The sequence below is a fragment of the Amycolatopsis sp. AA4 genome (assembly GCF_002796545.1).
Classification (GTDB): domain Bacteria; phylum Actinomycetota; class Actinomycetes; order Mycobacteriales; family Pseudonocardiaceae; genus Amycolatopsis.
Window position 1 is genome coordinate 2,983,460 of record NZ_CP024894.1, and the last position, 21,547, is coordinate 3,005,006.

The window sequence follows — 21,547 nt, forward strand, 5'->3', positions numbered from 1 at the left end:
ACATGCATTCCGCTGGACTCGTGCTGCACCCGCGCCGCGATTCGAAAGCCGCCGTCGACGCGGTGCTCGGCTGGGCCGCCGGGCGCGGGATCGAGATCCTCGGCATCGTCGACGAGATCGCCCGCGTCGATTGCGCGGCGACCGGGGTGCCGCCCGCTGAGCTGGGCAAACGGTCGGATTTGCTGGTCAGCCTCGGCGGCGACGGCACCATGCTGCGCGCGATGCGGCTCGCCGACGGGCAGCACGCGCCGGTGCTCGGCGTCAACCTCGGGAAGCTCGGTTTCCTCGCCGAGGTCGACGTGCCGGACCTGCCGCTGGCGCTGTCCGCGATCGACCGCGAGGAGTTCACCGTCGAGCCGCGGCTGGCGGTGGACGCGCGCTTCGGCGGCCGGATCGAGACCGCGTTCAACGACGTCGCGGTGGTGCGCGTGCCCGGGGACGGCAGTGCGGTGGTCGCGGTGCTGGTGAACGGCGAACAGTTCGTGAGCTACGCCGCGGACGCCGTCGTGGTCGCCACGCCGACCGGCTCCACCGCGTACAGCTTCTCCGCAGGAGGGCCGATCACGAGCCCGGCGGTGGAAGCGCTGCTGGTCACGCCCGCCGCGCCGCACTCGGCGTACAGCCGCGGCGTCGTGCTGTCGGTGCACGACACCGTGACGCTGGAGGTGCTGCCGTCGAGCGGGCGGCTCGCGGTGGAGGTCGACGGCCAGGTGGCGGGGTATGTCGGGCCGGGCGAAACGATCGACCTGCACGCCCGGCCGAACGCGGCCCGCGTGGTCCGGCTCGGCATGACGACCTTCTACCAGCGCGCCCGGCGCAAGCTGCGGCTCACCGATTCGGCGGAGATCCCGCTGTCCTGAGCAGGTCGCGCGTTCGCCTGGTAATCGCGCCCTGACCTGCGGTTAGGCTGTTCGGGCTGTGCCCGCTGTCACTTGTCGGTGACATTGCCGTGTCCTGTTCGTAATGTCGTGGCGGCTTTGCGGACCCGAACGAGGAGATGGTGGTGCGAGGTGTCCGGTAGACATCGGGACGGATCGAAATCGTGGCGGCTGCCGACCGCGGCGGGGGCGCTGGCGGTCGGCGCGCTGGCGGTGCCGGTGTGGCTGACCGCCGGTTCGGTCGAACCGCAGCAGTTCCCGGCCGCGGCCGCGGAGATGCACGCGTTCAGCGCGCCGCGGCCGTCGAGCACCGTTCCGTCGACCACTTCGACGCCGCCCACGACGTCTTCCAGTGCGGTGCCGACGCCTTCTTCGGCCAGTAAAACGACTTCTCGCACTCCGGAAACCCCGACGGCGAAAGCGTGTTCGTCCACTTTGGCCGGTGCGCAGCCCGCGGTGGCCCAGGCGGGCAATTTCCTCAAGCAGAAGTTTTCGGTGGATACGGTCGGCGGACGGGCCGGACGGTCCGGCGCGAGCGACCATCCGGCCGGTCTCGCGCTGGACTTCATGGTCGACACGAAGACCGGAAGTGCTTTGGCGGCTTATGTTCTCGCGCACCAGGACGAGCTGGGCGCGAAATACGTGATCTGGCAGCAGCGCTACAACGACGGCAGCGGCTGGTCGGCGATGGAGGACCGCGGCGGCGAGACCGCGAACCACTACGACCACGTCCACGTTTCGTTCGAGCGCGGCGCGAAGGTTTCGGTCACCTGCTGACACCCGACTTTCGGAGGTGGGCCGGATTCGTCCCGAAGGGCACACTGTGCGCTGCCGAGTGGTCACCGTCCGCGCGTGGTGACCTTTCCTTCGCTGCGTGAGGAGCTCCGATGGCGGGCAAGTTCTCGATCCGGCTCACTCTCAGCGTCGTCGGAGTGCTGGCCGCACTCGGCGGCACGACGACCGCCACCGCCGCCGCGGCACCGGACGATCCGGTTTCGTGGCGCGTACCCGCGACGCCCGCCGAGGCGGCTTCCTTGGCGCGCGCCGGGTTCGACGTCGCCGGGACCAGTCCCGGCGTGGCCTACGTGATCGGCAACCAGGCGGTCGCCGGGCAATTGCGGCACCGCGGCTACTCGCCGGAATTCTTCGACACTGTCTACAAGGGAGTGTCGACGCGGGCTGCGGCCGACACGTTCTACGGCGGCTATCGCACCGTGGCGGCGCAGGAAGCACATCTCGCGAAAGTCGCCGCGGCGCATCCGGATCTCGCGACGGAGTACACGCTCGGCCAGTCGTGGCGGAAGACCCAGGGCAAGGGCGGCCACGACATCAAGGCGATCTGCCTGACCAAGAAACAGGACGGCGACTGCACGCTGTCCGCGAAGTCTCCGAAGCCGAAATTCGTGCTGATGGCGCAGATTCACGCGCGGGAGATCTCGACCGGAGAACTCGCCTGGCGCTGGATCGACTACCTCGCCGACGGATACGGCACCGACGCCACCGCCAAGTCCATTTTGGACACCACCGAGGTCTGGGTGGTGCCGATCTCGAACCCGGACGGCGTCGACATCGTCGCGTCCGGCGGGAATTCGCCGAAACTGCAGCGCAAGAACGCGAACACCAGCCGGGGCAATTGCAGCGGGACGAACATCGGCATCGACCTGAACCGCAACTCGTCCTTCCATTGGGGCGCGGACTCGAACTCGCCGTGCGCGGAGACGTACCAGGGCACGGATGCCGCGTCGGAACCGGAAGTGCAGGCGCTGGAGCAGTTTTTCCGCGCGATCTACCCGGAACAGCGCGGCAGCGACGACAACGACCCGGCTCCGGACACCGCGCGCGGCACGATGATCACGCTGCACAGCTACGGGAACGACATCATTGTCCCGTGGGGCTTCACGTCGGACCCCGCGCCGAATGACGCCGCGCTGCGGAAGCTGGGGGAGAAGTTCAGCGCTTCGAACGGGTATCTGGTGGGGACGAACACGGAAACCGTGGGTTATTCGACGAGCGGCACGACGGACGACTTCACGTACGGCGCACTGGGAGTCGCGAGCTTCACGTTCGAGGTCGGCGGGCAAAGCGGCAGCTGCGGCGGGTTCTTGCCGCGGTATTCGTGCGTGGACAGCACGTTCTGGCCGAAGAACAAGGGCGCGCTGATCACGGCGGCCCAGTCGGCGGCGGCTCCGTATCAGCAGTGAGGTGCGGTTGAGGGCGGTGCACTCAGGGCGGTGACGCCTGGGTGCACCGTAGCGTGTGCGGAGTTGACGACATGCGCTGAGCGATCGACGGCTATCTGCCTCGCATCCAGGCCATCTTCGGCCGTTGAGGCCGCCTTGAGCCGGACACAGTGACGGGCGGTCGCAGTCGCTGCTCGACCTATACGCGTTCATCAGGGGAGCCAGCCTCGCGAACCTGCACAACGCCTATGCACCGCTCCGACACTCTCGCCTGGGCACCCGAAGTCGCCGCTGAGCGGCTGGCAGTCTTCGCCTCGGACGGCGGCGGGCGCGGCGTCGCGAACCAGGTCTACGACGGCTCGATCGAGTCGATCAGGCCGGGCGAGATCGCGAAGGACATCCCGGATTTCCTGGACCGGTTGCTGCGCATCGCCCAAGCCTTCAGCAGCGAAGACGAGGAAGAACTCCCCGTCAGGTCAAGCGTCGTCACCTTCGCTTAACTCGGCAGGCGACCTATCTCACCCCTCCGCTCAGGTAAACGTCACCATCCCGGGGCTGCCATATGTACGTACATCCCGTACAGTAGTTCTGTAACAGAACTAATCGACCGGGAGGCGGCAGTGACGATCGGCCTGGAGCGGGCTCGTCCGGCGGCGGTGCGGGAGCATCCGAAGGCTGGGTGGTTCGCGGTCGGCGCGGTGTGTTTCGGGGCCTTCATGGGGCAGCTCGACGCCAGCATCGTCACGCTCACCTTTCCCGCGCTGCAGCGCGAGTACGGGGCTCCGCTGGCCGCCGTGCAGTGGGTGTCGTTGGCATATCTGCTCGCGCTCGTGGGATTGCTGGCCGCGGTCGGACGGGTGGCCGATGCGGTCGGGCGGAAGCTCACGTACGTGCAGGGGTTCGGCGTGTTCACCGTCGCGTCCGTCGCGTGCGGGCTGGCGCCGACGCTGGGGTGGCTGGTCGCGTTCCGGGTCGTGCAGGCGATCGGGGCAGCGATGTTGCAGGCCAACAGCGTCGCGCTGGTCGTGCGCAGCGTGCGCGAGGACCGGGCGCGCGCCGCGCTCGGGGTGCAGGCGGCGGCGCAGGCCTTGGGGCTCGCGCTTGGGCCCGCGGTGGGTGGATTGCTGGTCGACACTGTCGGCTGGCGGTGGGTCTTTCTCGTCAACGCGCCGGTCGGGCTGGCCGGGCTGATCGCCGGACGCTACCTGCTGCCGCGTACTCGCGAGCGCACACCGCTGGGCCGGTTCGACGGCGCTGGCGTCGGACTCCTCGCGACCGCCTCGACGGCGTTGCTGCTGGTGATCTCCGGGGTGTCCGGCCTGGACATGCCGACGTGGCTGCTGGTCGCGCTGGCCGGGGCGACGGTCTGCGCGGCGATCGGGTTCGTGCTGCGGGAAAAGGCGGCGAGCAGCCCGATCCTGCAGCTGTCGGTGCTGCGGCCGCCGGTGGTGTCGCTGGGGCTGGCCGGGGCGCTGTGCGGATACCTCGTGCTGTTCGGGCCGCTGACGTTGCTGCCGCAGGTCCTCGGCACGGCGGGCGGGACCGGCGCGGTGCTGACGTGTCTTCCCGCCGGGTTCGCGGTGGCCGCGGTGCTGGCCGACCGAGTGCTGCCGAAGCGGCTCGGCTCCCGCGGGCGCACCGTGCTGGGCGCGCTCGTCGCGGCGGCCGGATGCGCGGCGCTGGGGCCGGCGTCCGCTCCTTGGGAGGTGGGCGTGTCGCTGGTGGTGGCCGGGCTCGGTCTGGGAGTGTTCATTCCAGCCAACAACTCGGCTGTCATGAGCGCGATCCCGGCGCGGATGTCGGCCACCGGAGGAGGACTGGTGAACATGGCGCGCGGACTGGGGACGGCGCTCGGCGTGGCGCTGGTGACACTGTGCCTGCACACCGGCGGGGAACCGGCCGCGCTGGCGGTGCTGGCCGGAGCGGGCGTACTGGCCGCGGCGACCGGGCTGGCCGCACGCCCGGAGCGGGCCCGGTGACCGCGCCCGAACCCGCCCTCGCCGACGTCGTCGCCCGCCTCCGCCGCGCCATGCGGCGGGCCGCGCGCACCGCCGACCCGGACAACACGTTGTCGGTCGCGCAGCTGGAACTGCTGTCCTGCCTCTTCGAAAACCCGGGCGCGCGGCCGAGCCGGATCGCGCAGCTGCTGAAGCTCGCGCCGAATTCCGTGACGACGATGGTGACGGGGCTCCGTTCGCGGGACCTGGTCACCCGCACGAGCGGCGGGGACGACCGCCGGACGGTGGCGCTCGAACTCACCGACACCGGCCGCGCCGCGGTCGAGCGCTGGCAGGGCCACAACGCCGCGATCCTGGCCGCGGCGCTGGACGGGGTGCACCCGGCGTGGCGGCATCTGATCGCGGCCGCGGTGCCCGCGCTGAACGAGCTGGTGGGGGCGATCGACGCGCTGGCGGAGTCGGGGCAGGCACACTGACGCCGCCGGGGTTTCGGTTGGTCAGGCCTGCGGTGATCCGGTTTGTGAAGGTGCGGGGCGGCATTCGATCGCGGCGGCGCTGACGAGTAGCCATGGTCGGTCGCGCTGTGTGCCGGGCTGAGGGGGGGTCCAGCTCTGCGATGTTGGATCTCGGGCGGGTGCCTGATCGGCGATGGTCTGACATTGCGGCGTTGGCGGGCGTTCGATCGAGGCCGCGTGCTTAGTCAGTCGTGGTCGGTCGCGCTGAACCAGCGAGTGCAGCCAGGCCAGCAACAGTCCGCCAGCCGTCGAGCGATGGCCCGCGCACCGCAACGTGGAATCCGGGCACCATCCGGCCACGATCACAGCCAGGGCAGGTCTAAAGAACAGGCGGCCCGGCCTCCACCCGCCGCAGTACGGGCTCCAGCTTGTCCTCGTCCGCGCTCCCGAACGGCAGGCTCTCCTCCCACCACGTCACCCCGGCCTCGGCCAGCGGTGCGACCAGGCTGCGCGCCTTCGCCGGGTCGTTCGGGCTCGTTCCGCCGACCACCACGTCGAAGGGGGCGTCCGCGGTCCGCTGGCTCCGGATGTACGCGATGAGGTCGCGCACCTCGGCGAGTTCCGGCAAACCCGTGGGACCGGCGGATTCGAAGATCGGCACCACCCCGTCCCAGCGGGCCGCGCGGCGCATCGGGCGACGGTTGGGCCATCGGCCCGCCACCCAGACCGGCGGGCGCGGGCGTTGCACCGGCGCGGGCAGCAGCGTGATGTCGCGCGCGGTGAAGTGCTTGCCGGAGAACGTCACCGGTTCGCCGGTCCAGAAGCGGGCGATCAGGTCGACGCCCTCGTCCAGCTTCTCGGCGATCGCCTTCGGATCGGCGGATTCGCCGAAGTCCGCGTACTCCGCGTCGAGCGGCGCGCCCAGCCCGACGCCGAACACCACCCGGCCGCCGGACAGATTGTCCAAAGTGGACACCAGACGCGCCAGTTGCTGCGGGCGGCGGCGCGCGACGGGCGTGACCATCGGGCCCAGCCGGACCCGGCTGGTGGCCAGTGCCGCCGCGGCCAGCAGAATCCACGGATCGCCGAAGGGGCGGCCGGGACGTTTGTCCAGCACCACGTGGTCCCAGACGAACAGGCCGTCCCAGCCCGCCTCTTCCGCCGCCGAGGCGACCTTGGCGACCGCGCGCGGGTCGGCGAAGTCGCCGAAGTTGGGGATGCAGACCGAAAACCGCATGATCACCACCCTGCCCAACCCCGGCGGACGCGTCAAACGGATTTGCCTGCCACGAAAGTCTGGCGCACCCGCGCCCGCAGCAGCGCGTCCGGTGCTTCGGCGAACGGATCGACGTCCAGCACGACGAAATCCGCCGCCAAGCCCGGCGCGAGCTGTCCGGTCAGACCGTCCCATCGGCACGCGTACGCGGCGTCGCGAGTGCCGTGGGCGAGGGCTTCGGCCAAGGGCAGGGCGTATTCCGGCAGGTTGGGTTCCAATTCGGGGTTCAGGGCGGACCGGCGGGTCGTCGCGATGAACATGTTCGGCAGCGGCGGATGCGGCGCGGTCGGGGCGTCGGAGCCGAACGCGAGGACGGCGCCCGCCGCGGTCATTTCCGGCCACGGGTAGCCGCGCTGTACGCGGTCGTCGCCCAGCATCGCGCGCCAGTTGTCCTGGATCGCCGGGTCCGCGTGCACCGGCTGCATCGACGCGACAGCACCGAGTTTCGCCAGCCGCTTGACGTTCTCCGGGGTCACGGTCTCCAGGTGTTCGAGACGATGCCGCCGATCGCGCGGACCGTTGACCTCGATCGCGTGCTCCAGCGCCGACAGCGCGATGTCCGACGCTTCGTCGCCGATGGCGTGCATCGCGACCTGCAAACCGGCCGCGTCCGCCGCCGCGACGACTGGGGCCAGTGCGTCCAACGGCCACAACGGTCCGGGGTGGCTGCCGTCCGCGAAGGGCTTTTTCATGGCCGCAGTACAGGTGTCGATGACTCCGTCGACCATCACTTTGATCCCGGCCACCCGCAGCCACGGCCCGGACAGCCGTGCGCTCAACTCCGCCGCGCGCTCGACCTGGCGGAGGTCGTCCTCGGTGTTTCCGGTGCGCTCGATCAGCCAGTGCGCGGCGACGCGCAAGGGAAGCCGACCGTGGTCGAGAGCCCGTTCCAGTGCGGCGAGATCGGTCTCGGTGAGCGCCATGTCGACCGCAGTGGTGACGCCGTCCGCGAGGTAGTGCGTGAACGCGGAGGCCAGTGCGCGGTCACGGTCGGTATCGCTGGTCTGATCCTCGAGGAAGTGGCGCATCAGTTGCAGCGCAGCGGTTTCGTAGAGCATGCCGTCCGGTTCGCCGGAAGCGTCGCGGCCGATCCGCCCGTCGAGCGGGTCGGGGGTGTCGCGGTCGATGCCCAGTTCGCGCAGCGCGGCGCTGTTCACCCACGCCGAGTGGAGGTCGTTCGCGGCGAGATACACCGGACGCTCCGGGACCGCCGCGTCGATCAGCTGCCGGTGCGGTGCTTGGCCGCCGAGTGCGTCGAAAAGCCAGCTGCGGCCCAGGATTCGCGGCGCGGACGGATCGTCTGCCGCGGCGCGCGCGAGCCGGTGCTGGAGGTCTTCGGGCGAGGTTGCGGAGAACAGGTCGACCTGCTCCAGGGCTTCGCCCATCGAGACCAGGTGGGTGTGCGCGTCGACGAAACCGGGGAGCACGAAGGCTCCGTCCAGTTCGACCGCTCGCGCGTCGAGCCGGTCGGCCTCCGCGGTGCTGCCGACGTATTCGATGGTTTCGCCGCGGACGACCATGGATTCCGCCCAGCCGGACGGGCTCGCGGTGAAGATCCGGCCGCCGCGGTAGTGCACCGGGGTCATCGGGTCACCACCGGTTCGGCCAGGCCGCGCTTTTCGCGGGCGGCGGCGTCGGGCTCGTTGACTATGAGATGCATGCTTGTTCCTTGCGATCGAGGTCAGGCAGTGGCGCGGGGACGGCCGGTGAGTACGTAGACGCCGGCAGCGAGCAGCATTCCCGCCGGCAGCGAGAAGTCGATTCCGCCCGCTGCGCCGGCGACGAACCCGGTGTACATCCCGGGTACGGCGAGACAGGACGCGGAAGCTGTCGCGCCGAGGACGAGGGCGGCGATTCCGGGCCAGTGCACGCCGCCGACGTACCAGAACGGGCCGCCGCGGCGTTCGTCGGCGAGTGCGTGCCCGTCGTAGCGGTTGCGGCGCAGCAGAAGATCCGTCACGTAGATCGCCATCATCGGGGCGAGCACGACGACCATCAGCTGCATCATGTCGTTGACTGCCTTGAGAAAGTCCGACACGAGCAGGGCGTACAGGGTGAGCAGGACCCCGGCGGTGCCGTCCAGCAGAACGCTGCGGGAGCGGCGCAGGCGGACGCCGATCGCCTGCAGCGCGAGGCCCGAGCTGTACACGGTCATCGCGTTGTTGGCGATCGCGCCGAGGATGACCGCGACGAGGAAGATCGGCGTAAACCACGGCGGCAGAACGGATTCCAGCGCGGCTTGCGGATCGCTCATGTCCAAAGTGGTCGCCGCGAACGCGCCGAGTGCGGTGAACACGATGCTCGGCAGGAACGCTCCAGCGGTGGTCCAGGCGGCGACGGCGAACGGTTTGGTGTCGCGCGGCAGATAGCGCGCGAAGTCCGCACTGTTGTTGTAGGACAGGGAAGCCGACGCGACCAGCGCTACGCCACCGGCCAGCGCCGCCCACAGCGCGACTCCGTGCAGCGGTGCCGGGGGCTGGTAGCTCCATGCGGTGTGCCGGATCAGGAATCCGCCCAGCACCAGGAAAACCGCGGTCGTCACGATGGCCAGCGGAAGGTACAGGCGCACGATCACGGAGTGGCCGTAGACGCTGATCACCAGCGTCGCGGCGGCGATCGCGACGATCACGAGGACCTTGCCCAGGGTGTTCAGCCCGATGCCGAGCCGCGCGCACAGGCTGAAGGCGGTCACCGAGGCCGCGGACCAGCTCAGCGCCACGTAGCAGACCGAAACGAGCCAGCCGTTCAGGCCGATCACGAACCGGTTGCCGCGCGTGCCGAACATGGCCCGCATGATGACCTCGCTCGGCGCGCCCGCCGCCGGGCCGCTGACCGCGACGAGGCCGACCAGCGCCCAGAACAGGTTGCCCACGACGATCACCGCGAGCGCCTGCGGCAGGCTCAATCCGCTGAGCACCAGCGCGCCGCCGACGACCAGGCTGAGGTAGCTGACGCTGGGCGCCGCCCACACCCCGAACAGGTCGCGGGCGCGGCCGTGCCGTTCGTGGTCGCCGATGACGTCGATGCCGTGGGCTTCCACGCGGGGGCCGCGCCCGGGCCGGGCAGGGGGCGGCGCGGACGTGCCGGGCGACACGGGCGGGGTGGCGGGAGCGGTCATGGCGTACCTCCGGACCGGGGAAGCGACTCGGGCCACGGTAAGGACCCAAATCGATTTGGGCAATCCTCTCGCCGCAGTCCGTGCCAAAACGATTTGGGCGAGGTTAGGCTGCTGCGCTATGGCCGGGAAAAGGACGCGCGCGACCATCAAGGACGTCGCCCGCCGCGCGGGGGTTTCGCCGACGACGGTGTCGCACGCCTTCAGCGGGAACGGGACGGTCGCGGCCGAGACCGCGGAGCGGGTGCGGGAGGCGGCGCGCGAGCTGGGCTACCGGCCGGACACGGTCGCGCGCGGGCTGCGGTCGAGCCGGCTCGGGGTGCTCGGGCTGGTGGTGCGGCCGCTCGACCCGTCGGACACCGCGTTCCTGGAAGGCGTCGACTACTTCCTGCGGTTCGCCGGGTCGGCCGCGCTGGCCGCGGTGGAACGCGGGTACGGGCTGATGCTGGTGCCGGATCCGACGCGTGCCGACGCGCCCGCGGTCGGGCTCGCCTGCGACGGGTTCCTGATCACCGAACCGGTCGAGAACGACCCGCTGATCACGATGCTGGACCGGGAATGCGTGCCGTTCCTCGGCGTCGGAAGGGATCCGGCGCGGCCCGCGTCGCCGGACTACCTCGACCTCGGCACCGGGCGGATCGTCGCCGAGGTGCTCGACCACCTCGCCGAGTCGGGCGGAACGCGGGTCGCGGCGGTGCTGGGCACCGATCGCAACGAATGGAATCTGGACGCCGAAAAGGCTTACCTGGACTGGGTTCGCGTTCGCGGGCAGGAGCCGCTCGCGGTGCGGCGCGCGGAGGTCGCGGGGGAGGCGGGCGGCCGCGAGGCGGGAGAAGAATTGTTCGGACTGGCTTCGCCGCCGGACGCGGTGTACTGCCAGACCGGACGGCACGCGGCCGGGGTGCTCGCCGCCGCGCTGGCGCGGGGTTGGGCGGTGCCCGGCGACGTGCGCATCGCGTGCGGCGCGGATTCCGATTCCGAGCACACGCGGTCGAGCGTTCCGCCGATCACCGCGGTCGATCTGCGGCCGGTGCAGCTGGCCCGGACCGCGGTCGCGGTGCTCGCCGACCGGGTCGAAGGAATCGAGCCGCCGATCCCCGGGCCGGCGGAGTACGAACTGCTCGTGCGCGGGTCGACCCGGGGATAGGCGGTGGTTTCGTCAGGCGTGCGGGACCGCTCCGACGCGCGAGGCGCGCGGCCGCATCGCCGAAAGCGCCCCGCTGAGCGCGAACCGGCCGGGGCCGGTGAACGCGAGCAGCAGCAGCGCCCAGCAGAACATCGCGGCCGCCTCGCCGCCGTTCTCGATGGGGAAAAGCCCTTGCGGCACATGGACGGAGAAGTAGGCGTACGCCATCGACCCGGACCCGATCAGCGCCGCGATCCGCGTCGCGGCGCCGAGCAGGACGAGCCCGCCCGCGACGAGCTGGATGAGCGCGGCCCACCAGCCCGGCCACGAGCCCACCGGAGCCGCGCCGTGGGCGCCGAGCACCCCGAACAGCGATTTCACGCCGTGGCAGGCGAAGAGGAACCCGACGACGATGCGGAACAAACCGAGCGCGTAATCCTGTGCCGCGTCCAGCCGGTGCATGTTGCCTCCACATAGGACGACTCGGGCGGACGCGGCGGCGTCCGTTCGGACGGCGGTACCGGTCCGCAGAGTGGTCCAGACCTTTCCTGGACCGGTGTCAAGGTATACCGGTGACCGGAGTCTCTCCGATACCTGCGAAAGTCAGGTTCCGCCGGATCTTCCGACTGTGGTAACCGCAGGCGAACGGCGCCGGGTCCGGTTCGGGGAAAGGCCGGGTCCGTTGGGAGGAACGGGGTTTCCGGCGTCTGCCGGAAAGGATCGCGCCGGGCGGTCCGGCGTTCGCGGAGGATTCCGCGGCTGCTGAAACTGTTTCGCGTTCCGGGCCGGCTTAAAGCGCGACCACGATCTTGCCGTGCGCGTGCCGGCCGGCCTGCATTGTCACCGCCTCGCGGATCTGCTCGACCGGGAAGGTCGCCGCGATCGGCACGGTCAGCTCGCCGGAGCGGATCGCGTCCGTGATGCGTTCGAGCGCACCCGGTTCCGCGTTGAACGCACCCGTCGCGCGCACTCCCGGCAGAGCGGGACCGTCGGCGACGGTGGAGATCCGTTCGGGCGCCACGCCGAGTTCGAGCGCGGTCTCGGCCGTCTCCCTGCCGAAGAGATCGGTCGCCGCCGTGATCCCTTCGGGTGCCAACGCCCGCACCCGGTCCGGAAGGCCAGGGCCGTATGCCACGGGTTCGGCGCCGAGTTCGCGGAGGAAGTCGAAGGTGCGTTCGGAGGCGGTGCCGAGCACGCGGGCCCCCGCCAGTTTCGCCAGCTGCACGGCGAAGATGCCGACGCCGCCCGCCGCCCCGCCGATCAGGACGGTGTCCCCGGCGCGGAGCCCGATCGCGGCGAGCGCGGCGGACGCCGTCAGGCCTGCGACCGGAAGCGTGCTCGCCACCTCGTCGCTAATGCCGTCCGGAGTGCGCCACACCGTCGCGGCGGGCGTTTTGATCAGGATGTGATCGGCGACGGACCGGCCGATCGCGCCCCCGTACACCCGTTCGCCCACGGCGAATCCGGAGGCTTCGGCTCCCGCTTCGTCGACCACTCCGGCGAAATCGCTGCCGAACCCGGCGGGAAGGGTGATGCCGAACCGCGCCGCTATTTCGGGCTGCGCGGCGATCTGCCAGTCCATCGGATTCAGTCCGGCGGCGGTGACCCGGACGCGAATCTCGTCCGGCCCGGCGTGCGGTTCGGGCACGTTCTGCAGGTCGAGTACGTCGAGTCCGCCGAAGCGGTGGTAACGGACAGCTCTGCTCATCGCTCGTCTCCTCGGGAGTGATGGGACTTGGTCTCATCAACTGTACCCTAGCGACGAGACTTAGTCCCGTAGACTTCGTTTCATGGCTCGCTGGCAACCCGACGCACCAGGACGGCTCGCCGCCGCGGCACTCGACCTGTTCGAGGAGCGCGGCTACGAAAACACGACCGTGATCGAGATCGCGGAGCGTGCGGGGCTGACCAAGAGCACGTTCTTCCGGCACTTTCCGGACAAGCGGGAGGTGCTGTTCGGCGGAAGTGCGATGACCGACCTGCTGGTCGACGCGATCGCCGCGGCGCCGCGGGGGGCTGGGCCGCTCGAGGTGGTGGCGCATGCCCTCGATGTGCTCGGCCAGGAGGTTTTCACCGGCGAGCGGCGCGAGTTCAGCGCGCGGCGGCAGGCTGTGCTGGACGCCAATCCGGAGCTGGGGGAGCGGGAAGCGCGCAAGCGGATCGGTTTGGTGGAGGCGATGATCGGGGCGCTGGAGAGGCGCGGTGTCGCGGGCCGGACCGCGCGGGTGGCGGCGAAGGTGGGTGCGCTCGCCTGGGAGATCGCGCATGACGAGTGGATCGGCGCGGGGGGCGGGGAGTTCGGGGTGCTGGTGCGGGGGGTGCTTGCCGAGGTGCGCGAGGTCAGTGCGGACTGTTGAGGGTTCTCCAGCCGGATTTAAGCAGCGCGAAGACGGACGCCAGCGCGGCAGAAGGATCCGCCGCGGTGCCGGTGAGATCCGGGATTTCCAGTACGAATCGCGCCAAAGCGCGCACGGCCGGGTCGTCCGCGGGCAGGCCGCTTTCCTCGGCTAGTGCGGTCGTCAGTTCGGGTTCGCAGGAGTGCCACAGGCGGCGCGCGTATTCGCGCAGGGCGGGCGTCTGCACGATCAGGTCGCGTTTCGGGGCGTGTTCCGGCGGGAGGTCCGTCGAATACGGGCCGCGGGCGGCGAAGAAGCGGTGCAGGGCATCGAGGACCGGTTCGGCCGGGGCGCGGTCTCGGACCGCGGCGACGATTCCGGCTCGGCGTTCCGAGCCGTCGTCGAAGATCAGGGCGTCTTTGCCGTCCGGGACGTGCGCGAACAGGGTCGCGACGGAGATGTCGGCCTCTTCGGCGATCTGCGCGACGGTCACCCCGTCGTAGCCGTGCTTCAGGAACAGCCGCAGCGCGACCTCGTCCAGCTTGCGGCGGGTTTCGAGTTTGCGGCGTTCGCGTCGTCCGGTGTTGACCACGGACCCCAGTCTACCCCAAAGCTGAAGTGGGTTTAAAGTTAGAATCACTTCAGATTTAGGAGGGTGTCATGACGGTGCTGGTGACCGGGGGCAACGCGGGGATCGGCTACTTCGTCGCGGAACAGCTGGCCGAGGCGGGGGTGGAGGTGGTGCTCGGCAGCCGGGACGCGGCGAAGGCGGAGGTCGCGGTGAAGGTCCTTCGCGAGCGGGTGCCGGGGGTGCGCGCGTCATGGGCGCGGCTGGACCTTGCCGATCTGGCGTCGGTGAAGGGGATCGACGTCGGGGAACTCGACGCGGTCGTGCTGAACGCGGGGGTGTATCTCGACGGGCCGGAGCGGCGGGAGACCAAGGACGGGCACGAGATGACGTTCGGGGTCAACCATCTCGGGCACTTCGCGCTGACGGCGGCGCTGCGGGACCGGCTGAAGCCGGGCGCGAGGATCGTGACGATGGGCAGTTTCGCGGCGAAGTCAGCGAAACTCGATTTCGACGATCTCGAGAGTAAGCAGAGCTATCAGCCGAAAACCGCGTATGAACGGTCGAAGCTCGCGCAGACGCTCTTCGCGCTGGAGCTGGATCGGCGGCTGCGAGCGGCTGGCAGCAGCAGGCTGAGTGTCGTCGCGCATCCGGGCGGGGCGTTGGACAGCCTGACTCCGGACCGGCCGCCGCTGCACGTGCGGAGCAAGAAGCTGAGCCTCGCGCGGATTGCCTTGCAGGGCAAGGACGGCGGCGCGAGGCCAGCGGTGCGGGCGGCGGTCGGTCCGGATGTCCACAGTGGTCAGATCTGGGGTCCGCGCGTGTTCGGTCTCAAGGGACGGCCCCGGCCGGAACCGGTGCGCGGGCCGTACGCGGACGCCGACGCCGCCGCCCGGTTGTGGGCGGCGAGCGTGGAGCTGACCGGAGTCGAGCCGGTGTTCAGCTGACGTCGATCAGCACCTTCCCGGTGACGCCTTTCTGCGACGCTTCGTGCGCGCGAGCGGTTTCCGCCAGGGGGAACCGGTGCACGGGCAGGCCGTGGTCTGGGCCGAGCCGGAGCCCGCCGTCGCGCAGAGCGGCGTTCAGGTCTTCCGCACCGGCGCGTAGGCGGTCGAATCCGACGGTGTAGAGGACCACGAACTGGTAGCGGCTGTTGAGGAAAACGTTCTGTCCAAAGTCGACAGTCACGGTTCCGTTTCCGCGGTCGTCGCCGTAGGCCGCGACGACGCCGCGCGGGCGGAGTACCGCGGTGTGCAGGGGAGCGTTCACGCCGACGGCGACCTCCACGATCACGTCGACCCCGTCCGGCGCGATGTCCCGGATCGCCGCGGCGACGTCGCCTTCGGTGTACCGCACGACATGCTGCGCCCCGGCGGCGCGCGCGAGCGCGGCCTTGTCCTCGGTGCTGACGGTGGCGATCACGGTCGCTCCGGCCCAGCGCGCCAGCTGGATCGCGGCGTTCCCGACCGCGCCCGCGCCGCCGCTGACCAGAATGGTCTTGCCAGCCAACGCGTTCGGGGCGAGCCGCTGCGGTCCGTCCTCCGCGACAGTGAGCGCGCGGTGCGCGGTGAGAGCCGGGATCGCGAAAGCGGCCCCCTCGTCGAACCCGACCTCGTCGGGGAGCGGGACGAGCCGGTCCGCCGGAAGCACGGTGTACTCCTGCGCGGTCCCGGACAACGGCGCGTGCGCGGCGGCCAGCAGCAGCCACACCCGGTCGCCCTCGGAGAATCCGTCCACCCCGGGCCCGACCGCGTCCACGACGCCGGCCCCGTCCTGGTTGGGCACGGACAACTGCGCCTCGGCACCGAAGCGGGAGGAGCCGGAGCGCGCCTTCCAGTCGGTCGGGTTCACCGCGGACACGACGATCCGCACGCGCACCTCGCCCGGCCCCGGCTCCGGCACGGCGAGTTCGGACAACGTCAGCACTTCCGGGCCGCCGAACTGGCGGTAGGTCACAGCTTTCACCCTCGGTGCAATTCCCCGGAAGGCGCGGCTATTCCCGGCGGGCGGGTCGGCGTCGGGGGAGTCGGGTGATCACCGGGGCTTCGGGAAGCGGCCTTCAGGCGGTAAGTGCGAGGCTCCGGAACAGGCCTGGCGCGCAGTCAGCGGCCAGCGAGCCGAGCCACCACCGGGGCGAAGTCCTCGAGGAAAGCGCCGTTCACGCTGAAGTACGAAACCCCGAGTTCCTCCCGCCGCCGCTGCAGTTCGTCGGCCATCGCGGCCGGTCCGCCGCGCAGGAGGGCGAGGGAGTCGTGTTCGACGAGGGTGTCGATGTCGTGCCCGACGAAACCGCGGATCCACGGCGGGATCTCCTCGCCGACGACGAAAATGTTCATCGCCAGTTCGACCTCCCGTCCGCCCGCCGCAGCGCGGATCTCGGCGGCGTTCGCCGCGGTCTCGGCACGCGACGCGAGGACGCTGCCGGCGAGAGTGACGATGTCCGCCCGTTCCCCGGCCAGCCGGCGGCTTTTCGGGCCGCCCGCGGCGACCATCACCGGCGTGTGCGCGTCCCCGTCGAGGCGGCGCAGGTGCGAGATCGTGTCCGACACCTGGGCCAGGCGCTGCGGACCGGTGCCGTACGGCAGGCCCAGTTCGGCGGCGGCTTCGCGCATCGCCGGGATCCCGGTGCCGATCCCCATTTCGAACCGGCGGTCGGTGAGCACGCTGAGGCTGTGCGCCTCCCACGCGGCCGCGCGCGGCGTGCGCAGCGGGCTGGCGGACACGAACGTCCCGACCCGCAGTTCGGTCGTCACCGACGCGGCGACGGCGAGCGACGCGGTGGGGGTCGGGGAATGGAGATTGTCCGGCGACAGCAGGGTCGAATATCCGAGATCCTCCGCGCGGCGGGCGGTTTCGCGCCATTTCCCGCCGCCCTCCTGTGCTGCCGCGACGACCCCGAACCGAAATGTTTTTCCCGCCATGCCGCCAGAAAACCACGGCCGCCGCACTCGCGCCAGCAAATGCGGCGGCCGGGTGAGTCAGCCGCGCTGGTATTGCTCCCAGGTCAGCTTCGGGTTGACCGCGGGGCCGTCGTCCTTGCCGTGGTTGGCCAGGCCGTTCTGCCCGAGGTAATAGGCGCCGACCTGGTGCTGCGCGCCCGAGGACAGGTCGGGATCGTTCACCGCGATCGCGTGGATGTGGTAGCCCCAATCGCCCTGGTCCGGCGTGCGCACCCAGGCCGCGAACCCGACTTTCCGGAGATCCTTGGCGAATTCGGTGCGGGTCGCCGAGGACATGTTCGCGACCGAAACGTCGAACGCGCCGCCGCCGTCGTGCGTTCCGGCCGACGCGCCGACGCCGCCCGGGTTGTACGAACCCTGGGTGAGGCCGACTTCCTTGCCGAACAGCTTTTCCGCCGCCTGCAGCATCGCCTTGGTGCGCGTGTTCAGCGTGACGCCGTGGTATGTCACGTGGCTGCCCGCGGATACCACGTTCGTCACCGTGTACCTGCCGGAGCCGAGCTTCTCCAGCGACGTCTTGCCGGGCAGTCCGGACGCGTCGAGTCCGGTGTAGCCCAGCGACTTCTGGTACTTCGAGTAGGCGTCGATCGTGGTGGTGCCGAAGTAGCCGTCGACGTACTTGGCGTCCAGCAGCCCCTTCGCCTGCAGCGCCTTCTCGACCAGCAGGACGCTGTCGTGCGCGCCCGGCGTCTGCGTGCTGTCGGCGCGCTGCGGGTCGATCTGGGCCGCGAGCAGCACGGCCTCCATGTTCGCCGCGGGCAGCGCCGCGGCTACGCCCGGAGCGGCGACGGCGACCGCGGCCGCCGCCGCGGCCCCTGCGGTGAGCACTGCGAGTTTCCTGAGCATCCGTGTCCTCCCGGTCCTGGTCGGTCCGGGCCGAGCATCGCCGAGCGGGATACACGGGACGTACAAATGCGGCTCGACCTCACTCCAGCCACTCGGTGACGAACCGGTCGTTCTCGTGGATGTGCACGGCCTCGTACGGTCCGGGACCGAGGGACACGAACTTGTGCGGCGTGTTCGCGGGCGCGACGAGCACCTCCCCGGCGACGCCTTCGCGCTGCTCCTCGCCGATGGTGAACAACGCGCGTCCGCGCTGGATGACGAAGGTTTCGCGGTAGGGATGCCGGTGCAGCCGCGGCCCGGCGCCGGGCTCGGTGGCGTATTCGCGGATGACGGAGACGCTGGAGCCGACCTCGTAGCCCTCGACGTCCCGGGTGGCGGGTTCTGTCATGTCCGCCGAGGTTAGCCCGCTTGCCGCCTCGGCGCGGAGGTCCGTGAGGGGAACCCTCACGGAATCAGAGTCCCTCAGGGTTCCCCTCACGGACCTCCGGTCGGCGAGGACCGGGCAGCGCGGCGTGCCGCCGGTCGGATGTCTGTCCGCCCGAAACCGGCCAGATCTCTGTCATTCGGTTGACCTCGCGGTCCGCCAGCCGGAAAGGTCGGACAGCACGAGGTCTGGGAGGCGCCGTGCGGTACTCGGTCGTGGCAGCGTTGGTGACGGCGGTCGTCGTCGGGGCGGGGACCGCGGCGGCGGCCGCGCCGCAAACCCCGTTGGCCGGCGATCCGGCGGCGTACGTGGACCCGCTCATCGGCACCGGCCGCGGCGGGACTTCCGTCGGCGAGATCAACAACTTTCCCGGCCCGGCCGCGCCGTTCGGGATGATGCAGTTCTCGCCGGACACCGACGGGTCCTACGCCGGCTACCAGTACCACAGCGACAAGATCCGCGGGTTCAGCCTCGACCACGCGTCGGTCGGCTGCAACGCCTTCGGCGACGTCCCGATTCTGCCGGTCACCGGCGACGTCGGGGCGAAACCGTGGGACCGCGTCGAGCGGTTCACCCACGACAATGAGCAGGCCGAACCGGGTTATTACGCGGTCGCCTTTCCGGACTCGGGGGTGCGCAGCGAGCTGACGGCGACCACGCGCACGGGGCTCGCGGCGTTCACCTTCCCGGCGGGGCAGAACGCGCAGGTCCTGGTGAAGGGCGGCGCGAGCCTGGCGGGCAACTCGGCGGCCACCCTGCGGATCACCGGCGACCGGGAGGTCAGCGGGCAAGCCACGACCGGGCGTTTCTGCGGCAAGCCCAACAAGTACACCGTCTACTACGACATCGCCTTCGACCGTCCGTTCACCGCGCACGGCACCTGGGACGGCAAAACCGTCCAACCGGGCAGCGACCAGGTCGACGCGCCGAAGGCCGGGGCGTACCTGACGTTCGGCGACGCGGGCGTGGTGCACGCGAAGGTGTCGATGTCCTATGTGGACGTTGAGGGCGCGAAGAAGAACATGGCCGCCGAAGTGCCCGGCTGGGACTTCGCCGGAGTCCGCCAGAGCACGCGGGACGCCTGGCACGACGCGCTCGGCCGGATTCGCGTGGCGGGCAAGGATTCCGCGCAGCTCAAGACGTTCTACACCGCGCTCTACCACGGCCTGATGCACCCCAACACGTTCAACGACGTCGACGGCCGCTATATCGGCTTCGACAACCAGATCCGCACGCTTCCGGCCGGGCACGCGCAATATGCCAACTTCTCCGACTGGGATACCTACCGCTCGCTCGCGCCCCTGCACGGGATGCTGTTCCCGAAGGAAGCCAGCGACATGGCGCAGTCGCTGACCAACGACGCGGTCCAGGGCGGCTGGTGGCCGCGCTGGCCGATGGCCAACGGCTACACCGGGCAGATGACCGGCGACAGTTCCGTCGCGCTGCTGTCCAGTCTCTACGCTTTCGGCGCGCGCGACTTCGACGTCAAGACCGCGCTGAAGTACCTGGTCAAGGGCGCGACGTCGGTCGACGAAACGCCCGGCGCGTACCAGGAGCGCCGGGGGATCGCGGACTACCTCGCCCGCGGCTACCTGCCGAACAACGACGCTTCCCGCGGCGACCACGCGCGCGTCGGCGCCTCGATCACGCTGGAATGGGCGATCGACGATTTCGCCATCTCGCAGTTCGCGGGCGCGATCGGCGACCAAGGCGTCGCCCGCGACTTCGCGAAACGCGGCCAGAACTGGCAGCACCTGTTCAACCCGGCGACCGGCTACCTGCAGCCGCGCGGCCAGGACGGCCGCTTCCCGGACGGTCTGGCGTATCAGCCGCCCCCGCCCGGCACCTTCGGCCAGGACGGGTTCGACGAGGGCAACGCCGCGCAGTACACCTGGCTCGTGCCGCAGAACACGGCCGGGCTGGTGACCGCGATGGGCGGTCCGGCCGCGGTGTCCGCGCGACTCGACACGTTCTTCCAGAAGCTCAACGTCGGCCCGAACGAACCGTACATGTGGGCGGGCAACGAACCCGATTTCGGCGTTCCCTGGCTGTACAACCACGTCGGCCAGCCGTGGAAGACGCAGGAAGTGGTGCGCCGGATCGCGACCACCCTGTTCAGCGCGACTCCGGACGGCGAGCCCGGCAACGACGACCTCGGCGCACAGTCGTCCTGGTATGTCTGGGCCGCGCTGGGGCTGTATCCGTCGACTCCGGGCACGCCCGACCTCACCGTGCACAGCCCGCTGTTCGAGCGCGCGGTGCTGACGCTGCCCGGCGGTCGCACGCTGGACCTCCGCGCGCCGGGAGCCTCGGCGACCACGCAGTACGTCCACGGCCTGACGCTGAACGGGCACCGGTGGGATCGCACGTCGGTGCCGCAGGATCTCGCGCGCAACGGCGGTCGGCTCGACTTCGCGCTGTCCGCGCAACCGGACCGGAACTGGGCGGCGAACACGCAGCCACCGTCCTATCGGGACGGTGAGGAACCGTTCGTCGGTTCGGCGGCCAACCAGGTGACCGTCGAACCGGGCGGCTCCGGCACGGTCGCGGTGAACGGCCAGCGGCTCGGCGTGCCCCTGCGCTCGCTGGACCTCGCGACGTCGGCACCGGCCGGGATCACCGTGTCCGGTCCGCGTTCGGTGTGGCTCGACAGCCGAACCGGCAGCGGGAAAACCGAACTCACCGTCACGGCCGCGGCGGGCACTCCCGCGGGTTACTACGAAGTTCCGGTGACGTTGCGCGGAGCCGGACATTCGGTTTCTTCCTCGGTAATTGTGGTGGTCGCGCCAAAGGGAAGCCTGGTCGGCGCCTTCGACAATGCCGGAATCTCCGACGACGGCGACGGCGGTTCGGCGAATTTCGACGGCGCCGGAAACAGCTATTCGCGGAACGCACTGGCGGACGCCGGTCTCGCTCCGGGGTCGACCGGCCACGTCGCGGGCACGACGTTCGTCTGGCCCGCCGCGCCGTCGGGCCGTCCGGACAACGCGGTCGCGTCCGGACAGAAGCTTGAGTTAGGTGGAACTTCAGCCGCCCGCCTGCTTTTCGTCGGTTCGGCGACGAACGGAGACCATCGCGGGAGCGCGACGGTGGCGTTCGCCGACGGCACGACCGCGACCGCCGATCTTTCGTTCGGTGACTGGGTGTTGCCGGGCGGAAAAACCGAACCAGTGTTCGGCAATACGCTCGTGGCCCGCACCGCGCACCGGAATCAGCCCGGCGGCCAGGGAATCGGCGCCTCGGTTTACGCCACCGCGCCGCTGGAAATCCCGGCCGGAAAGAAGATCGCGACGGTGACGCTCCCGTCCGATCCGGACCTCCACGTCTTCGCCCTCGGCCTCGGCTGAGTTTGTCAAGCGGGATTCCCAGGGTGTGATCTGTTCGGAGGTTCCGGAATTTCTCGGCCCTCTTCGTCGTAAGTGACT

General features: G+C 70.3%; 20 protein-coding genes. 10 read left to right on the forward strand and 10 right to left on the reverse strand.

Translation table 11 applies throughout. The annotated features are described in order from the left end of the window. Nucleotides 1-2 precede the first annotated feature (2 nt). The 6 genes from CU254_RS14050 (at nucleotide 3) to CU254_RS14075 (ending at nucleotide 5,492) form a co-directional block, all read left to right on the forward strand. Nucleotides 3-860 carry an NAD(+)/NADH kinase gene (locus tag CU254_RS14050; protein WP_009076711.1) on the forward strand — a complete coding sequence of 286 codons (858 nt, stop codon included), beginning with the start codon at nucleotides 3-5 and terminating at the stop codon, nucleotides 858-860. A 150-nt stretch (nucleotides 861-1,010) separates the two neighbouring features. Beyond that, nucleotides 1,011-1,655, forward strand: a complete 645-nt coding sequence (locus tag CU254_RS14055; protein ID WP_037713600.1) for a hypothetical protein — start codon at nucleotides 1,011-1,013, stop codon at nucleotides 1,653-1,655. A 110-nt stretch (nucleotides 1,656-1,765) separates the two neighbouring features. Next, nucleotides 1,766-3,079 (forward strand): M14 family zinc carboxypeptidase, encoded by a 1,314-nt coding sequence (locus tag CU254_RS14060; protein ID WP_009076714.1) that lies wholly within the window; start codon nucleotides 1,766-1,768, stop codon nucleotides 3,077-3,079. Nucleotides 3,080-3,306: 227 nt separating this feature from the next. Next, nucleotides 3,307-3,558 carry a hypothetical protein gene (locus CU254_RS14065; protein ID WP_009076716.1) on the forward strand — a complete coding sequence of 84 codons (252 nt, stop codon included), beginning with the start codon at nucleotides 3,307-3,309 and terminating at the stop codon, nucleotides 3,556-3,558. A 120-nt stretch (nucleotides 3,559-3,678) separates the two neighbouring features. Continuing rightward, a complete protein-coding gene (locus CU254_RS14070; RefSeq protein WP_009076718.1) occupies nucleotides 3,679-5,037 on the forward strand; it encodes an MFS transporter in 1,359 nt (452 codons plus the stop codon). After that, nucleotides 5,034-5,492, forward strand: a complete 459-nt coding sequence (locus CU254_RS14075; protein WP_009076720.1) for a MarR family winged helix-turn-helix transcriptional regulator — start codon at nucleotides 5,034-5,036, stop codon at nucleotides 5,490-5,492. The genes CU254_RS14070 and CU254_RS14075 overlap by 4 nt, the downstream gene beginning before the upstream one ends. A gap of 358 nt (nucleotides 5,493-5,850) precedes the next feature. Here the strand turns inward: CU254_RS14075 and CU254_RS14080 are convergent, their stop codons facing one another. The 3 genes from CU254_RS14080 to CU254_RS14090 all read right to left on the reverse strand — a co-directional run bounded on the left by CU254_RS14080 (nucleotide 5,851) and on the right by CU254_RS14090 (nucleotide 9,865). Continuing rightward, nucleotides 5,851-6,708 (reverse strand): LLM class flavin-dependent oxidoreductase, encoded by an 858-nt coding sequence (locus CU254_RS14080; protein WP_037717125.1) that lies wholly within the window; start codon nucleotides 6,706-6,708, stop codon nucleotides 5,851-5,853. A gap of 32 nt (nucleotides 6,709-6,740) precedes the next feature. Then, nucleotides 6,741-8,333, reverse strand: a complete 1,593-nt coding sequence (locus CU254_RS14085; protein ID WP_009076723.1) for an amidohydrolase — start codon at nucleotides 8,331-8,333, stop codon at nucleotides 6,741-6,743. A gap of 95 nt (nucleotides 8,334-8,428) precedes the next feature. Continuing rightward, nucleotides 8,429-9,865: a cytosine permease gene (locus tag CU254_RS14090; protein WP_050788176.1), complete on the reverse strand. Its 1,437-nt coding sequence runs from the start codon at nucleotides 9,863-9,865 to the stop codon at nucleotides 8,429-8,431. A 118-nt stretch (nucleotides 9,866-9,983) separates the two neighbouring features. Between CU254_RS14090 and CU254_RS14095 the strand changes: the two genes are divergently transcribed. Next, the gene (locus tag CU254_RS14095) at nucleotides 9,984-11,009 is read left to right on the forward strand and encodes a LacI family DNA-binding transcriptional regulator (protein ID WP_009076729.1); all 1,026 of its coding nucleotides are present in this window, start codon (nucleotides 9,984-9,986) and stop codon (nucleotides 11,007-11,009) included. 12 nt (nucleotides 11,010-11,021) lie between these two features. Here CU254_RS14095 and CU254_RS14100 read toward each other — a convergent pair whose 3' ends face one another. Both CU254_RS14100 and CU254_RS14105 read right to left on the reverse strand, forming a co-directional pair. Then, nucleotides 11,022-11,450: a DoxX family protein gene (locus tag CU254_RS14100; protein ID WP_009076731.1), complete on the reverse strand. Its 429-nt coding sequence runs from the start codon at nucleotides 11,448-11,450 to the stop codon at nucleotides 11,022-11,024. A 328-nt stretch (nucleotides 11,451-11,778) separates the two neighbouring features. Next, on the reverse strand, nucleotides 11,779-12,696 hold the full coding sequence (locus CU254_RS14105) for an NADP-dependent oxidoreductase (RefSeq protein WP_009076732.1): 918 nt from the start codon (nucleotides 12,694-12,696) through the stop codon (nucleotides 11,779-11,781). Between the two features lie 82 nt (nucleotides 12,697-12,778). On the opposite strand from CU254_RS14105, the gene CU254_RS14110 reads away from it, so the two are divergent. After that, nucleotides 12,779-13,345: a TetR/AcrR family transcriptional regulator gene (locus CU254_RS14110; protein ID WP_009076734.1), complete on the forward strand. Its 567-nt coding sequence runs from the start codon at nucleotides 12,779-12,781 to the stop codon at nucleotides 13,343-13,345. Here CU254_RS14110 and CU254_RS14115 read toward each other — a convergent pair. Continuing rightward, a complete protein-coding gene (locus tag CU254_RS14115) occupies nucleotides 13,329-13,916 on the reverse strand; it encodes a TetR/AcrR family transcriptional regulator (RefSeq protein WP_100266784.1) in 588 nt (195 codons plus the stop codon). The two genes, CU254_RS14110 and CU254_RS14115, sit on opposite strands and share 17 nt — an antisense overlap. A 68-nt stretch (nucleotides 13,917-13,984) precedes the next feature. Between CU254_RS14115 and CU254_RS14120 the strand changes: the two genes are divergently transcribed. After that, a complete protein-coding gene (locus CU254_RS14120) occupies nucleotides 13,985-14,839 on the forward strand; it encodes an SDR family NAD(P)-dependent oxidoreductase (protein ID WP_009076738.1) in 855 nt (284 codons plus the stop codon). Here the strand turns inward: CU254_RS14120 and CU254_RS14125 are convergent. The 4 genes from CU254_RS14125 to CU254_RS14140 all read right to left on the reverse strand — a co-directional run bounded on the left by CU254_RS14125 (nucleotide 14,832) and on the right by CU254_RS14140 (nucleotide 18,086). Then, nucleotides 14,832-15,857: an NADPH:quinone reductase gene (locus CU254_RS14125; protein ID WP_009076740.1), complete on the reverse strand. Its 1,026-nt coding sequence runs from the start codon at nucleotides 15,855-15,857 to the stop codon at nucleotides 14,832-14,834. The two genes, CU254_RS14120 and CU254_RS14125, sit on opposite strands and share 8 nt — an antisense overlap. Nucleotides 15,858-15,994: 137 nt before the next feature. Then, a complete protein-coding gene (locus CU254_RS14130) occupies nucleotides 15,995-16,813 on the reverse strand; it encodes an LLM class flavin-dependent oxidoreductase (protein ID WP_009076742.1) in 819 nt (272 codons plus the stop codon). Between the two features lie 57 nt (nucleotides 16,814-16,870). Beyond that, complete coding sequence (locus tag CU254_RS14135; RefSeq protein ID WP_037713605.1) at nucleotides 16,871-17,698, reverse strand: peptidoglycan-binding protein; 828 nt, start codon at nucleotides 17,696-17,698, stop codon at nucleotides 16,871-16,873. Nucleotides 17,699-17,777: 79 nt separating this feature from the next. Continuing rightward, nucleotides 17,778-18,086: a cupin domain-containing protein gene (locus CU254_RS14140; protein WP_009076745.1), complete on the reverse strand. Its 309-nt coding sequence runs from the start codon at nucleotides 18,084-18,086 to the stop codon at nucleotides 17,778-17,780. Nucleotides 18,087-18,322: 236 nt separating this feature from the next. On the opposite strand from CU254_RS14140, the gene CU254_RS14145 reads away from it, so the two are divergent. Beyond that, entirely contained in the window at nucleotides 18,323-21,469 is a 3,147-nt protein-coding gene (locus CU254_RS14145; protein WP_234392827.1) for a GH92 family glycosyl hydrolase, read from the forward strand. The last annotated feature ends 78 nt before the right edge of the window (nucleotides 21,470-21,547 follow it).

Excerpts from the sequence above, each read along its gene's own strand:
- CU254_RS14050 (WP_009076711.1), top strand. The coding sequence starts at position 3 with ATGCATTCCGCTGGACTCGTGCTGCACCCGCGCCGCGATTCGAAAGCC.
- CU254_RS14060 (WP_009076714.1), top strand. The coding sequence starts at position 1,766 with ATGGCGGGCAAGTTCTCGATCCGGCTCACTCTCAGCGTCGTCGGAGTG.
- CU254_RS14065 (WP_009076716.1), top strand. The coding sequence starts at position 3,307 with ATGCACCGCTCCGACACTCTCGCCTGGGCACCCGAAGTCGCCGCTGAG.
- CU254_RS14080 (WP_037717125.1), bottom strand. The coding sequence starts at position 6,708 with ATGCGGTTTTCGGTCTGCATCCCCAACTTCGGCGACTTCGCCGACCCG.
- CU254_RS14085 (WP_009076723.1), bottom strand. The coding sequence starts at position 8,333 with ATGACCCCGGTGCACTACCGCGGCGGCCGGATCTTCACCGCGAGCCCG.
- CU254_RS14090 (WP_050788176.1), bottom strand. The coding sequence starts at position 9,865 with ATGACCGCTCCCGCCACCCCGCCCGTGTCGCCCGGCACGTCCGCGCCG.
- CU254_RS14095 (WP_009076729.1), top strand. The coding sequence starts at position 9,984 with ATGGCCGGGAAAAGGACGCGCGCGACCATCAAGGACGTCGCCCGCCGC.
- CU254_RS14100 (WP_009076731.1), bottom strand. The coding sequence starts at position 11,450 with ATGCACCGGCTGGACGCGGCACAGGATTACGCGCTCGGTTTGTTCCGC.
- CU254_RS14105 (WP_009076732.1), bottom strand. The coding sequence starts at position 12,696 with ATGAGCAGAGCTGTCCGTTACCACCGCTTCGGCGGACTCGACGTACTC.
- CU254_RS14110 (WP_009076734.1), top strand. The coding sequence starts at position 12,779 with ATGGCTCGCTGGCAACCCGACGCACCAGGACGGCTCGCCGCCGCGGCA.
- CU254_RS14120 (WP_009076738.1), top strand. The coding sequence starts at position 13,985 with ATGACGGTGCTGGTGACCGGGGGCAACGCGGGGATCGGCTACTTCGTC.
- CU254_RS14130 (WP_009076742.1), bottom strand. The coding sequence starts at position 16,813 with ATGGCGGGAAAAACATTTCGGTTCGGGGTCGTCGCGGCAGCACAGGAG.
- CU254_RS14135 (WP_037713605.1), bottom strand. The coding sequence starts at position 17,698 with ATGCTCAGGAAACTCGCAGTGCTCACCGCAGGGGCCGCGGCGGCGGCC.
- CU254_RS14140 (WP_009076745.1), bottom strand. The coding sequence starts at position 18,086 with ATGACAGAACCCGCCACCCGGGACGTCGAGGGCTACGAGGTCGGCTCC.